The sequence below is a fragment of the Symbiobacterium terraclitae genome (genome assembly GCF_017874315.1).
GTDB classification, from domain to species: Bacteria; Bacillota; Sulfobacillia; order Symbiobacteriales; family Symbiobacteriaceae; genus Symbiobacterium; species Symbiobacterium terraclitae.
Genome location: NZ_JAGGLG010000034.1, coordinates 1 through 14,108 on the forward strand (window position 1 = coordinate 1; position 14,108 = coordinate 14,108).

Here is a 14,108-nt window from a genome sequence, read left to right on the forward strand (position 1 = left end):
ATCGACTCGGAGTGCTTGACGAAACGCCGGATGCGTGACCCGCATGTCCGGTGTTGTGAGAGGCCGTAGGGCGACCCTACGGTCTACTCGATCCCGAGGCGGATCCGCATCCATTGGCCCTTGACGACCACAAGATCACAGGAGTAGAATGAGACACGATCATGTGCGCGAAGGGGTTGTGTTTTGTGAGTGTTGTCGTTCGGAGCGGGAAGGTGACAACCGCATAGCCCATCCGAACGGCGTAACCATGCCCCTTGCATCACCCGAAAGTGACGAGGAGCTGTGAGGCACGCCCTTGCAGCTCTTTCTGTGTCCGGGGTTCGGCCTTCCCGCGCGCGGGCAGGCTTCCCTGTGACACGGCTCGTTTTCAGGCCGCGGGCAAGTACGCCCGCGGCCCTTTTTCATGCCCGCCTTGCGAAGGAGGAGGTCCCCCATGCACCAGCCCACCCTGACAGCCCTCGAGTTCCCCCGCATCCAGCAGGAGCTGGCCGCCCGGACGTCCTGCCGGCTCGGCGCCGAGCTGGCCCTCGCCGCCGGCCCGCTGCCCTCGCTCGAGGCCGCCCGCGCCGTCCAGCAGGAGACCACGGAGGCCCGCGCTCTGCTGGACGCCGGCCGCGCCATCCCCTTCGGCGGCATCCAGGACGTGCGCGGACCGGTCGAGCGGGCCGCCGCCGGAGGCGTCCTGACGGTCGAGCAGCTGACGGCTGTTGCCGACACGATCTACGGCTGCCGGACCCTGCACCGGTTCCTGACGCAGCACGCGGGGTCCGCCCCCCGCCTCGCCCGCTACGCCGAGCAGTTCGGCCAGTTCGATCCCATCGAGGAGGAGATCCGCCGTTGCATCGAGCGGGGGACGGTCTCCGACCGGGCGTCGAGGGCCCTGCGGGAGATCCGGGGCGAGATCGCCACGCTGGAGGGGCGCATCCAGGACCGGCTGCAGTCGCTGCTCAGGCAGCACCGGTCCCATCTGCAGGAGGCGCTGATCACCACCCGCAACGGCCGGTACGTCATCCCCATCAAGGCGAGCGCGCGGTCGCAGGTGCCCGGGACGGTGCACGGCGCCTCGGCCAGCGGCGCCACGCTCTTCGTCGAGCCCGAGGCCGTGGCGCGCCTCTCCGCCGAGCTGGAGACCTGGCGGGCGATGGAGGCGGCCGAGGTGGAGCAGGTGCTGACCAGGCTCTCGGGCCTGGTGGCCGAGCAGGCGGAGCGGCTGGCGGCGACGCTGGAAGCCGTGGCGCAACTGGACCTGATCGTCGCCCGGGGGAGGCTCAGCCAGGCCTGGGACGCCCGCCCGGTGCGCTGGAACGAGGCGGGGGAGGTGGACCTGATCGACGCCCGCCACCCGCTGCTGGGACCGCGGGCCATCGGCAACCGCATCCGCCTCAGCCCCGACCGCCGGATGCTCATCGTCACCGGCCCCAACACCGGCGGCAAGACGCTGCTGCTCAAGACCCTGGGGCTGCTGGTCGCCATCGCCCAGTCGGGGATGCACGTCCCGGTGGGGGAGGGGTCCACCCTCTGCTTCTTCGACCAGCTCTTCGCCGACATCGGCGACCAGCAATCGCTGGAACAGTCGCTCAGCACCTTCTCCGGGCACATCGCCAACGTGGCGCCGATGCTGGCCGTGGCCGACCGGCGGACGCTGGTGCTGCTGGACGAGCTGGGCTCCGGCACCGACCCCCACGAGGGGACGGCGCTGGGCATCGCGCTGCTGGAGGCCTTCCAGGCGAAGGGGGCCTACGTGCTGGTGACCACGCATCTGCGGGAGATCAAGGAGTTCGGCCGCACCACCCCGGGCTGCCAGATCGCCGGCATGGGCTTCGACGGCGAGAGCCTGAAGCCCACCTATCGGCTGGTCTACGGCACGCTGGGTGAGAGCCACGGCCTGGAGATCGCCGGCCGGGCGGGGCTGCCCGCGGCGGTGGTGCAGCGGGCTCGGGAGCTGCTCTATGGGCGCCCCGGGGGCGGGTCCGAATCCCCTGCGCGGGAGGTTCGGCCTGCATCGGCCGTCCTGGTAACGCCGGGGGCTCCGTCCGAAGCCTCCACCCCGATGCAGCCGACAACTCAGCTGGCACCCGCAACCGCAAGGCCGCCCAGGGCTCCGTCCGAAGCCTCCACCCCGATGCAGCCGGCAACTCAGCTGGCATCCATGACCGCAACGTCGTGGGACGTCCGGCGTGAAACGGCCGTATCGACGCCGCTCGGGCCAGACCCTACCGGCACCTCCCTGACGCGTGCTCCCGCGTCAATCCTGGTTGCCTCCCCCGCCATGACGTCGGCGCCCCCACCGGACGCTACGGCGAGCGCGGCACCATCCCCTGGGTCCGGCCCGCTGGTCCTGGAGGCCGTATCCCCTCGCCGCTGCCGGACCTGGGACGGCGAGGCGGAGCGGGAGGTCACCGTGGCGGAGTCGCTGCGGCGTGAGCTGCCCGACGGGCTTCTGCCGGGTGACCTGCCGGTCCTCCGGGGAGGGCAGATCGTCGCGGTCCGGCCCAGGCGCAACGCCCCGGCCTGGCGGGATGCGGACACCCAGCGGGAGACGCCTCTGGCGGCCAACGTCACCCGCCTGCTCATCCTGCTCTCCGCCCACAAGCCCGACTTTCACGCGTCCGTCCTCGCCCGGCACCTACTCTACGCCGAGTACCACGGGCTGGATGCGGCGGTGTGCATCACGAAGGCGGATATGGTCCAGCGGGGTCAGCTGGAGCGCTGGCTGGCGCCCTTCCGGAACGCCGGTGTGGAAACCCTGGCGGTCGACCTGACCAGCGACTCGGGGCTGGATGATCTCCGCCGCCTGCTGGTCGGAGGACAGACGGAGAGCGGGGTCCCGGCCATCCTGGCGAATCCGGGTGCGGGCAAGTCCACGCTCTACCAGCGGCTGGGCGCGGCTGAACCCAGACGGGCGAAGGGTCCCTCGTACGAGGCGCGGGCGGTGCGGCTGCCCGGGACCGGATGGGTGATCGACCTGCCGTCGCTGCGGGACCTGGGGATGTGGAAACCGGACCTCCACGCGGGCCTGCGGGACTTCCGCCCCTTCGCCGCCCGTTGCCTTTCGCCGGGCTGCCTGCACCGAAACGAGAAGGGATGCGCAGTCCGGGCCGCGACCGAGGACGGCGAACTGAATGCCCGCCGGTATCACTTGTATCTCCAGTTGCTGAAGGCCCTGGGGTGGGGGTAGGACGGGGGGCCAGGGAAATATGGGGAAAATCTCCTCGTAATTTTCACGAAATGCAGGGAGCTGCTCCCCCTATTCTGGCTGGAAGGCGGCTCCGAAGCTCCTCGGCACGGCACGCGGGCGACAATCGCCGTCGAAGGTTGTCTGCCCGTGTCGAGCCATGTCGCCGCTGCGGTCTTCCCGACGCTGCGCGCAGCAGCTGCCGGGGAGATATGGGGAGATTTTCCCTGTATCTCGTGAAAAATAGGGTTCCGTTTTCCCCCTATCGCGCGACGGACCGGCTGGTTGACAGACGGCCCGGGGCGGTCGACATAACGGCAGTACCGGCTCCCCCACGGCGACGGTGGGGGAGCCGGGCTTTTCCCGGCGCCGCGTTCGTCCCGACCGTGGGCGGGCCGCGAATGCCGTGGAGACTCCCTCCTGGGCCTGCGGCGTGGGTGCAGCGTTGCGCCGACGCCGCCCTGACGGCAGCGATGGAACGTTGCCTCCGATGCTGCCCCATCTGGAAGAGGACTTGTGTGAAACGCCCCCTCGGCGCGGCGGCGGAGCCACAGCGCTTCGCTTGATGCGACGCCACCGGCTCGACGAGGCTGGCGCAGCGCTTCGCCTGATGCTGCGCCACCGGCCCGGCGAGGGCTGGCGCAGCGCTTCGCCTGATGCTGCGCCACCGGCCCGGCGAGGCTGGCGCAGCGCTTCGCCTGATGCCGCGCCACCGGCCCGGCGAGGCGGGCGCAGCGTCTCCCCCGCCCCCGAAGGCAGAGGCGCCCTGACGTGGCCCCCGCCTCGGGGGCCGTCCTACCCCTGGCACCACGAAACGTTTGCCGAACCGGCGCCGCCGGGGTAAACTCAAAGGTAGACCTTATCTCCAATGGAATCGCTTCGAACGGGAGGGCCCCTATTGCAGGAACCCGGCTACATGCCGCTGAAGATTGCCGACCCGGCGCTGCTGTTCGAGGCGCTGGGCAAGACGCCCCTGGTGGGCATGACGCCTGACGAGATGGCCGACCTGCTGGCGGAGCTGGGGGAGCCCCGGTTCCGGGCCAGGCAGCTGTTCCAGTGGGTCTACCAGAAGGGCGTCAAGGACTTTGCTGCGATGACGAACCTGCCGGCCAGGCTGCGGGAGCGGCTGGCCGAGCGGACCATCCTCCGGCTCCTCGAGACCGAGACCGCCCAGTACGACCAGAAGACCAGCACCACCAAGTTCCTCTTCCGCCTGCACGACGGGTCGAAGGTGGAATCGGTGCTGATGCGGCAGTCGTGGGGCAACTCGGTCTGCATCACCACCCAGGTGGGCTGCCGGATGGGCTGCACCTTCTGCGCCTCCACCGTGGGCGGGCTGGTGCGGAACTTGACGGCGGGGGAGATCGTCGATCAGATTGTGATGATGCAGCGGGAGCTGCCGGAGGGCGAGCGGGTCAGCTCGGTGGTGCTGATGGGCTCCGGCGAGCCGCTCGAGAACTACGACCACGTGCTGAGGGCGATCCGCCTCATGCACGAGCCCGACGGCCTGAACATCGGCTACCGCCACATCACGATCTCCACGTCGGGCATCGTGCCCGGCATGCTGAAGCTGGCGGAGGAGGGGCTGCCCATCACCCTGGCGCTCTCCCTGCACGCACCCACCAACGAGCTGCGCCGGCAGCTGATGCCGGTGGCCCGCATCTGGCCCATCGAGGAGGTGCTCGCAGCCGCCCGGGCGTACGGCGAGAAGACCGGCAGACGGGTGACCTACGAGTACATCCTCATCGAAGAGGTCAACGACGGCCCGGAGGAGGCGGCGGCCCTCGCCCGCCTGCTGAAGGGCTCGCTGGCCCACGTGAACCTGATTCCCATGAACCCCGTGGACGAACGGCCGCAGTACCGGCGGCCGGGTCAGGAACGCGTCAACCGGTTCAAGGCGATCCTCGAGTCCAGCGGAGTTGCCACCACGGTGCGCCGGTCGATGGGCGGTGAGATCGACGCCGCCTGTGGCCAGCTGCGGAACCGTGCGCAGCGCAGGCAGCAGAGGAGATGAGACCACGGTGAGGCTGGTGTTCAGCGAGCGGACCGATCCCGGCAGAGTCAGGCCCAGCAACCAGGATGCCTACGTGTTCGACCCGCTCTGCGTTCCCGGCGGGGGCGCCCTGATGGCGGTCGCGGACGGGATGGGCGGCTACGACGGCGGCGAGGTGGCCTCACAACTGGCCATCACGACGCTGCGTAACCACGTGCTGCCCCGGGTCGAGGCGTGGGCCCGCGAGGGAACGATCGGCCAGGGCCTGACCGAGGCCATCCACGCGGCCAACCGGGCCATTCTGGACGCGCAGCTGACCCACGCCGAACTGGCCCAGATGGGCACGACCATCACCGCGGTCATCGCCGCGTCGGGACGCCTGTACGTCGGCCACGTGGGCGACAGCAAGGCGTTCCTGATCAGCGGCGAGCACGCCCGCCAGATCACCTCGGACCACAACGTCGCCGGGGAGCTGCTCCAGCGCGGCCACCTGACCCTCGAGGAGGCGGCCATCCACCCCCAGCGCCACGTGCTCACCCGCGCCCTCGGCGTGCGGGACGACCTCCGCGTGGACCAGCTGGAGCTGGAGTGGGCCCCGGGTGACATCCTGCTGCTCTGCACCGACGGGCTCTCGAGCCTGGTGAGCCTCCGCGAGATCCAGGAAGCAGCCAATCAGCATGACCCCGAGGCGCTGGCCGACTGGCTGGTCAGCCTGGCCAACAGCCGCGGGGGCCACGACAACATCACTGTGCTTGCCGCCAGGTGGGAGGGATAACTGCCCTTGATCGGCAGAGTACTCGGCAACCGCTACAGACTTGAAGAGCGCATCGGCGGCGGCGGTATGGCCCTGGTCTTCCGGGCGACCGATCTACAGCTGGGCCGGGAGGTGGCCGTCAAGATCCTGCGCGGCCAGTTCGGCGCAGACGACGAGTTCGTGCGCCGCTTCCGCCGGGAGGCGCAGAACGCTGCCAGCCTGTCGCACCCCAACATCGTGCAGACCTTCGATGTGGGCGAGGATGGCGACACGTACTATATTGTGATGGAACTGGTCACGGGCAGGACGCTCAAGGCGCTCATCCAGGAGCAGGGGCCGCTACCCGTGGCTGAAGCCGCGCGCATCGGCATCGCCATCGCCGATGCGCTGGCCCACGCCCACGCCCAGCGCATCGTCCACCGGGACATCAAGCCCCACAACATCCTGCTGGGGCAGGACGGGCGCGTGAAGGTCGCCGACTTCGGCATCGCCCGGGCCGTCACCACCGACACCGTCACCCGCACCGGGGCCATGATGGGCTCCGCGCACTACTTCAGCCCCGAGCAGGCCGACGGCCAGCCGGCCGGGGAGAAGTCCGACCTCTACTCGCTGGGCGTCGTCCTCTACGAGATGGTCACCGGCACCCTCCCGTTCCAGGGGGAGAGCCCCATCACGGTGGCGCTCAAGCACCTCAGGGAGCGCGTTCAGCCTCCCTCGCAGCTGAACCCCGAGGTGCCCGCCGAGATGGACGAGATCATCCTGCGGGCGATGGAGAAGGAGCCGGACGACCGGTTCGACAGCGCCGTGCAGATGCGGGACGCCCTGGCCGACTTCCTCCAGCTGCACCTGGCGGGGCAGTCGCACATCCAGAGCGGCGACTTCCCCACCATGGACGTGCGGGCGACCCGGGGCCGGCGGGCGACGGCGAAGCAGAAGCGCGACCCGGAGGCTGCCGCCCGGCGCGCACGGCGCCGCACCATCGTCATCGTGTCGCTCGTGCTCGTCGTGCTGCTCGGCGGGCTGGGGGCCGCCGGCTGGGCCCTCTGGAACTTCCTCGACGTGCCCGAGGTGCAGGTGCCGCCCATCGTGGGCGTGCACATCACCCAGGCGGAGGAGCTGCTGCGCGCGGCGAACCTGCAGCGCACCATCGTCTCCGAGCGCCACAGCGACCTCGAGCTCAACTACATCCTCGAGGCCCGCCCCGAGCCCGGCTCCATGGTGAAGCAGGGCGCCGTGATCGAGCTGGTCGTCTCCAAGGGGCCCGAGACCGTGGAGCTGCCCGACGTGGTCGGCATGCACATCGACCAGGCCCGGGCCACGCTGAAGTCCGAGCGGTTCGACGTCGACAAGGTGACGGAGGAGTACTCCAACCGGCCGGCCGGCGAGGTGATCTTCCAGGCGCCGGCGGCGCGGACGCCCCTGAAGGTCGGCTCGAAGGTGAACCTGACCGTCTCGCTGGGCCCGCTGAAGGTGCCCAAGGTGGTCGGCATGACCCGGGAGGATGCCGTGAAGGCGCTGACGGACGCGGGGCTGCAGCCCGGCACCGTCGACGAGCAGCCCAACGCCGCGCCGGCGGGCACGGTCCTGTCGACCGTCCCTGCCGAGGGGACGCAGGTGACGGCCGGCCAGCGCGTCGACCTGGTGGTCTCCTCCGGGCCTGAACTCCTGGGTACGACGTTCGTGCAGCCCCTGACGGTGCCCGTCGCACCCACGCAGACGGCCCGCTTCACCGTGGTCCTGGTGGACCAGATCGACGGCGAGGCGGAGCCCGAGGAGCGGGTCCTGGTGGACGAGGAGATGCAGGGCGGCCGGCAGGTCATCGTCTCCGACAAGTACTACGGCGATGCCTATCTGATTGTCTACGTCGATGGTGTGGAACGTGTGCGTGTACCGCTCAGGTGAAAGAGGTGGGGTCCTGGTGTGCCAGTAGGTCAGGTCATTCGCTCGCATTCCAACATCTACTACGTCCTGGTGGAAGGCAGGGAGGTCGAGTGCCGCCCGCGGGGCAAGTTCCGGCTCGACCAGACCCAGGTGCGGGCGGGCGATCAGGTGGAGGTGCGGCTTGAGCCCGACGGCGAGGGCCGCATCGAGAAGGTCCTGCCCCGCCGCAACTGCCTGGAGCGCCCCCCCGTGGCCAACGTGGACCAGTGCCTGGTGGTCTTCACCCTCGCGGAGCCCGAGGCGGATTACCTCTTCCTCGACCGGGTGCTGGTGCACGTGGAGCAGGCCGGGGTGGACGTGCTGATCCTGCTGAACAAGATCGACCTGGTGGAGCCGGAGGCCGTGGATGCCTTCGTGCGCACCTACCGCAACCTGGTGGGCTACCCGGTACTGCCGATCTCGGCCCAACAGGGGCTGGGGCTGGACGAGCTGCGCCCGCACCTGGTGGGCAGGATCTCGGTGCTGGCCGGCCATTCGGGCGTGGGCAAGTCCCGCCTGATCCGCGCCCTGGAGCCGGGGCGGGAGGACGTGCGGGTCGGCGAGGTGTCGGCCAAGTCCCGCAAGGGGCGCCACACCACCCGCCACGTGGAGCTGATCCCCCTCTCCAGCGGCGGGCTGGTGGCCGATGCGCCCGGATTCACCTACCTGGAGTTTCAGGACATCGACAAGTGGACCCTGCGGGACTACTTTCCCGAGTTCGTCCGCCGCCAGGCGGACTGCCGCTACGGCGACTGCCTGCACCGGAAGGAGCCGGACTGCGCCGTGCGGGATGCGGTGGAGGCGGGGGAAATCCCCGAGACCCGGTACAAGAATTACCTGCTGCTCCTGGAAGAAGTAGAGGCCATGAAGAGGTGGTAGTACCCGTGTTCGATCCCGCACGCGTGAAGGTCGCCCCGTCGCTGCTCTCCGCCGACTTCGCCGACCTGGGGGGCGAGCTGGCCGCCATCGCGGCCGCCGGGGCCGACTGGGCCCACCTGGACGTGATGGACGGCCACTTCGTGCCCAACATCACCTTCGGTCCCCCGGTCATCGCCAAGCTCCGGCCCCGGTCGCAGCTCTTCTTCGACGCCCACCTGATGATCCGCCAGCCCGAGCGCTACGTGGGCGACTTCGTGAAGGCGGGAGCGGACCTGATCACCGTCCACGCCGAGGCGTGCGACCACCTGCACCGGGTGCTGGGGCAGATCCGCGAGGCGGGCGTCAAGGCGGGGGTGGCCCTGAACCCCCACACCCCGGTGGGCGTGCTGGCCCACGTGCTGGACCTGGTGGACCTGATCCTGATCATGACCGTCAACCCCGGCTTCGGCGGCCAGCGGTTCATCGAGGCCTGCCTGCCGAAGATCAGCGAGGCGAGGGAGATGCTCGCCCGGGCCGGGCTGGAGGGCCGGGTGGAGATCCAGGTGGACGGCGGGGTCGACCCCGTCACCGCCCCGCGCTGCGTGGCCGCGGGCGCCACGGTGCTCGTGGCCGGCACGGCGGTGTTCGGGAAGGGCGACTACGCGCAGGCGATCGCGGCGCTGCGGGGGTAAGAGAGAGCAGCGGAGGTGGCAGCATGGCGGAAGCGAGCCAGTACGTGATTTTTCGCATGGATGATCAGCTGTACGGTGCCGATATCGCGGTCGTGCGCGAGGTGAGCTACCGCACGCCGGTCACCCGCCTCCCCAACGCCCCCCACTACGTGGAGGGGGTCATCGACCTGCGGGGCGAGGTGATGCCCATCATCGACCTGCGCAAGCGCCTGGGCCTGCCCGGCAGGCCGGCCGACGGGGACACCCGCATCATGGTGCTCAGCGCCGGCGGCATCACCGCCGCTGTGATCGTGGACGGGGTGGAGCAGGTGATCAGCATCGACGCCGACACCATCGCCCAGCCCGACTCGTCGGTCGCCGTCGCGGGGCAGGACTACGTCTACGGCGTGGCCCGCATGGACGGCCGGCTCGTGGTGCTCATCGACCTGTCGCGGCTCCTTTCCATCGCGGTCGCCTGACTTTCTGGCCTGACCCCCCGTTTCCGGAGGCAAGTTTTCACCCCGGGCTACGTATGTTGGGTGAAGAATGGGTTCGCCGGGACGAGGAGGGGTCACCGTGCGGATGGGGCTGGGGAGACGCAGGCCGCCGCCGAAGACGCTGGCGGGCTTCGCACTGATCCTCGTGGGGGTGTCGATCATACTCACGGCGCTGCCCGGCTTCGTTTACGCCGCGGTGATCGGGGTACTGATCGCCTACCTTGGCTACACGCTCATCGGCCGGTGAGCCTTCGGTCAGGAAGGGGGGCACCTGTGTGCGCATCACCGTCATCCGTCTGCCGCGACCCTTGGGGCGAATGTTAATGGCGATCATGCGAATGTTCTCGGGCAAGCGGGGGGAAGGCAGGGACGCCGCATAGCGTGCACTGGGCCACCCGCGGACCTTGCCCCGGCCGCGTCGACTTGCCGCTGCGCTGGCACCCCGGCGGACCGTTGCCGCCGGGGTCACTGCTTGGCTATAATAGGGAAGACTTGCCGCATGGAGGTTGTACACAGACATGGCTGACTATCTGGTGCGGGCGATCGGCGCCGGGGGGAACGTGCGCGCGTTTGCGGCCGTCACCACCGCGCTGGTGGACGAGGCCCGGCGCCGTCACGATACCTGGCCCACCGCCACCGCGGCCCTGGGCCGCGCCCTCACCGCCACCGCGCTGCTGGGGGCCATGCTCAAGGACCCCAACGAGTCGGTGACGCTGCGGGTGGCCGGCGACGGGCCGCTGCAGGGCATCATCTGCGACGCGGACGAGCAGGGCCAGGTGCGGGGTTACGTCAACCAGCCCCACGTGGACCTGGACCGCACGCCGCAGGGCAAGCTGAACGTGGGCGGGGCGGTGGGCTCCGGCATGCTCCACGTCACCCGCCAGCTGGCGCTGCAGGGCATCTACACCGGCTCCGCCGAGCTGGTCTCAGGCGAGATCGGCGAGGACCTGGCGTACTACCTCACCCGGTCGGAGCAGACGCCCTCGGCCGTCGGGCTGGGGGTGCGGGTCGACACCGACGGCTCGGTGGTCGCCGCCGGCGGCTACCTGCTGCAGCTCCTGCCGGCCACGCCCGACGCGGACCGGGACAGGCTGGAGGAGAACCTGGTGAAGCTGGGCTCGGTCAGCCTGGCGGTCGAGCGGGGGATGACGCCGGAGGAGATCCTGGCCGCCGTGCTGGAGGGCATCGAGTACCAGGTCCTCGAGCGGCGCGACCTGCACTTCGCCTGCCGCTGCAGCCGGGAGCGGGCCCTGGGCGCCATCGCGCTGCTGGACGACGCCGATCTCTCCGCCCTGGTGGAGGAGGACCACGGGGCGGAGCTCACCTGCCACTTCTGCAACGAGGTCTACCGCTTCACCGAGGAAGAGATCCGCGCCGTCCGCAAGGGCATGGAAACGCAGCAATGAGGCAAGAACCCGGCCACCGTTCAGGCGGCCGGGTTTGCTGGCACACGGTATGGAACGAGTACGGCAGGCTAGATCGCCCGCTGGACCTTACCGCTGCGCAGGCAGCGGGTGCAGACGGTGATCCGCATGACGCGGCCGTTCACCACCGCCCGGACGGTCTGGACGTTGGGCGACCAGGACCGCTTGGTCTTGTTCTCGGCATGGCTGACGTTGTTGCCACGCGCCACGCGCTTGGAGCAAACCTCGCAAAGGCGAGCCATGGTCTGACACCTCCTCGTGGCCAGGATCAACTTCTACCTCATCAAAGCACAATCCACATCATAGCACATTGGCCCCACCGGTGACAAGCGGCAGAGAAACCGGCAGACTTAGGGTCCTGGCAGGAGTTTTCGTCTCGTTGGACGAACTTAACGCCGCTGGAAGGGGGGAGCCCCGGTGGGTAAGGAAATCCATACCGAGCTGGGGCGCATCTACGTCGCCGATGACGTCATCGCCACCATGGCCGGCATCGCCACCACGGAGTGCTACGGCATCGTCGGCATGGCATCCTCCCGCCTCCAGGACGGCATCTCGGAGCTGCTGGGGCGCGAGAACCTGGCCCGGGGCGTCCTGGTCGAGGTCGACGGCGATTCGGTGGAGATCGACCTCTATATTGTGGTGGGGTATGGCACCCGCATCTCGGAGATCGGCAGGAACGTCACCGACAAGGTGCGGTACGTGGTGGAGAGCTACACCGGGCTGAAGGTGCGGGGAGTACACATCCACGTGCGCGGCGTCAAGCTCGGGAATGCCTGAGCTGATGCCTTTTCGGTTCCCGAAAACGAGCCCCGCTGCGGGTAGCTGCCGGGGATGAGGAGGCACCCTTTGTTGAGCATCCAGACCATCGACGGTAAGGCCCTGAAACAGATGATCCTCCACGCCGCCGCGCGGCTCGAGGCACAGAAGGACGCAGTCAACGCCCTCAACGTCTTCCCCGTTCCGGACGGCGACACCGGCACCAACATGTCGATGACGCTCAGCTCGGCCACCCGCGAGGTGGAGCGGGCGGGCGACCGCACCGTGGGCGAGGTGGCGGCGGCCCTTGCGCAGGGCTCGCTGATGGGCGCGCGCGGCAACTCCGGCGTGATCCTCTCGCAGCTGTTCCGCGGCTTCGCCAAGTACCTGGACGGCAAGACCACCGTCGACGGGCGGGAGCTGGCCCGTGCGCTCCAGGAAGGCGTCGACACCGCCTACAAGGCCGTGATGAAGCCCGTCGAGGGCACCATCCTCACCGTCGCCCGGGAGGCCGCGGCGGCGGCGCAGCAGGCCGGCCGGAAGAGCCCCGACGCCACCAGCGTGATGCGGGCTGCAGTCGAGGCGGCCGAGGAGGCGCTGGCGAAGACGCCCGAGCTCCTGCCCGTGCTGAAGAAGGCCGGCGTGGTCGACTCCGGCGGCAAGGGGCTCACGGTGATCTACCACGGCTACTACGAGGTCCTGTCCGGCAAGGCGTCCGACGTGGCGACCACGGCGGTGAAGGTGGAGCCGGCCGCGGAGGCCCCGGCCCCCGGGCGGCACGATACCTCCCCGGCGTCCCGGGTGGACTTCGCCGTGGACGAGGAGATCTCCGACATCCGCTTCCCCTACGACTGCGAGTTCTTCATCCGGCGGTACCGGGACGGCGGCCCGATCCCGATGGACAACCTCGCCCGGGAGCTGGAGCAGTGGGGCGACTCGGTCTACGTCGTGGGCAGCGAGGACCTGGCGAAGGTCCACGTCCACGCCTCCAACCCCGGTCCGGTGCTCTCGCTGGCCATCCAGTACGGCGACCTCATCGATATCGTCATCCACAACATGCGGGAGCAGCACGCGGACCTGCTGCGCAACGCCCAGCCGGCGCCGGCCGGGGCGCACGGCGGCGCTGCGGCGAACCCGAGCGGCAACCCGGGTGCGAACTCCGGGGCGAATCCTGGTGCAAGCGCCGGCGTCAACCCCACCGGTGCCACGTCGGCTCCGGCCGACTCGCCGGCCGAGGAGGAGCGCCCCACGGCCGTCGTGGCGGTTGCGGCGGGCGAGGGCATGGCCGAGATCTTCCGGTCCCTCGGCGTCAGCGCCGTGATCCAGGGCGGGCAGACGATGAACCCGTCCACGCAGGACCTGCTGGACGCCATCGAGCGCTGCCCCAGCCGGCAGGTGTTCGTCCTGCCCAACAACAAGAACATCATCCTCGCCGCCGAGCAGGCCGCGACGCTCACCCAGAAGAAGGTCTACGTGGTGCCGACCCGGTCGGTGCCCCAGGGCATCTCGGCGATGGTGGCCTGGATGCCCGACGAGGAGGACGGCGAGCGGCTGTTCAGCAGCATGAAGCAGGTCATCGAGGGCGTCCACACCGGCGAGATCACCTACGCCGTGCGCGACACGACTTACGGCGACCTGCAGATCAAGGAGGGCGACATCCTCGGCCTCTGGAACGGCAAGATCCACCTGACGGGCAAGGAGCCGGAGGGGGTGCTCGTCGACCTGCTCTCCGCCATGGTGGAGGAGGCGGGCGGCGAGGTGATCACGGTCTACTACGGCGAGGGTGTCGCGGCCGACCGGGCCGAGGCCGTGGGCGAGGAGCTGCGGCGGCGGTTCCCGGACCACGAGGTCGAGATCCAGTTCGGCGGCCAGCCGCTCTATTACTACGTTTTCTCGCTGGAATAGTACTTTGGGTTGTGAGCCGGGTGTGCGATAAGGCGCACCCGGCTCTCTGCGTGCTTCTGTGGGGCCGAGGAGAGGGTAACAACTCGGTAACATCTGCTCGTGTAAATGTGAATACAAGAACAAATATAAGGGGCGTGATTCGAGTGAGAAGAGTT

The 14,108-nt window shown here is 69.4% G+C and carries 12 protein-coding genes; 11 read left to right on the forward strand and 1 reads right to left on the reverse strand.

The genetic code is table 11. The features are described 5' to 3' along the window. Positions 1-433: 433 nt before the first annotated feature. From J2Z79_RS15545 to hslO, 9 genes are all read left to right on the forward strand, one after another. Positions 434-3,178: an endonuclease MutS2 gene (locus tag J2Z79_RS15545; protein WP_209467817.1), complete on the forward strand. Its 2,745-nt coding sequence runs from the start codon at positions 434-436 to the stop codon at positions 3,176-3,178. Between the two features lie 895 nt (positions 3,179-4,073). After that, positions 4,074-5,189 (forward strand): dual-specificity RNA methyltransferase RlmN, encoded by a 1,116-nt coding sequence (gene rlmN, locus J2Z79_RS15550; RefSeq protein ID WP_245302860.1) that lies wholly within the window; start codon positions 4,074-4,076, stop codon positions 5,187-5,189. A gap of 7 nt (positions 5,190-5,196) precedes the next feature. Then, positions 5,197-5,943, forward strand: coding sequence for a Stp1/IreP family PP2C-type Ser/Thr phosphatase (locus J2Z79_RS15555; protein WP_209467818.1), 747 nt, complete (start codon positions 5,197-5,199; stop codon positions 5,941-5,943). Between the two features lie 6 nt (positions 5,944-5,949). After that, positions 5,950-7,824: a Stk1 family PASTA domain-containing Ser/Thr kinase gene (pknB, locus tag J2Z79_RS15560; protein WP_209467819.1), complete on the forward strand. Its 1,875-nt coding sequence runs from the start codon at positions 5,950-5,952 to the stop codon at positions 7,822-7,824. Between the two features lie 18 nt (positions 7,825-7,842). Beyond that, positions 7,843-8,721: a ribosome small subunit-dependent GTPase A gene (gene rsgA, locus J2Z79_RS15565; protein WP_209467820.1), complete on the forward strand. Its 879-nt coding sequence runs from the start codon at positions 7,843-7,845 to the stop codon at positions 8,719-8,721. 5 nt (positions 8,722-8,726) lie between these two features. Then, positions 8,727-9,392 (forward strand): ribulose-phosphate 3-epimerase, encoded by a 666-nt coding sequence (gene rpe / locus J2Z79_RS15570; protein ID WP_342589514.1) that lies wholly within the window; start codon positions 8,727-8,729, stop codon positions 9,390-9,392. Between the two features lie 23 nt (positions 9,393-9,415). Beyond that, positions 9,416-9,850 (forward strand): chemotaxis protein CheW, encoded by a 435-nt coding sequence (locus J2Z79_RS15575; protein WP_209467821.1) that lies wholly within the window; start codon positions 9,416-9,418, stop codon positions 9,848-9,850. A 97-nt stretch (positions 9,851-9,947) separates the two neighbouring features. After that, positions 9,948-10,115, forward strand: a complete 168-nt coding sequence (locus tag J2Z79_RS15580) for a hypothetical protein (protein WP_209467822.1) — start codon at positions 9,948-9,950, stop codon at positions 10,113-10,115. A gap of 271 nt (positions 10,116-10,386) precedes the next feature. After that, entirely contained in the window at positions 10,387-11,274 is an 888-nt protein-coding gene (gene hslO, locus J2Z79_RS15585; protein WP_209467823.1) for an Hsp33 family molecular chaperone HslO, read from the forward strand. 68 nt (positions 11,275-11,342) lie between these two features. Here the strand turns inward: hslO and rpmB are convergent, their stop codons facing one another. Then, positions 11,343-11,534 (reverse strand): 50S ribosomal protein L28, encoded by a 192-nt coding sequence (gene rpmB / locus J2Z79_RS15590; RefSeq protein WP_209467824.1) that lies wholly within the window; start codon positions 11,532-11,534, stop codon positions 11,343-11,345. A gap of 175 nt (positions 11,535-11,709) precedes the next feature. On the opposite strand from rpmB, the gene J2Z79_RS15595 reads away from it, so the two are divergent. Together J2Z79_RS15595 and J2Z79_RS15600 are read left to right on the forward strand one after the other, a co-directional pair. After that, positions 11,710-12,069 carry an Asp23/Gls24 family envelope stress response protein gene (locus tag J2Z79_RS15595; protein ID WP_209467825.1) on the forward strand — a complete coding sequence of 120 codons (360 nt, stop codon included), beginning with the start codon at positions 11,710-11,712 and terminating at the stop codon, positions 12,067-12,069. A 72-nt stretch (positions 12,070-12,141) separates the two neighbouring features. After that, complete coding sequence (locus J2Z79_RS15600; protein ID WP_209467826.1) at positions 12,142-13,953, forward strand: DAK2 domain-containing protein; 1,812 nt, start codon at positions 12,142-12,144, stop codon at positions 13,951-13,953. Positions 13,954-14,108 lie beyond the last annotated feature (155 nt).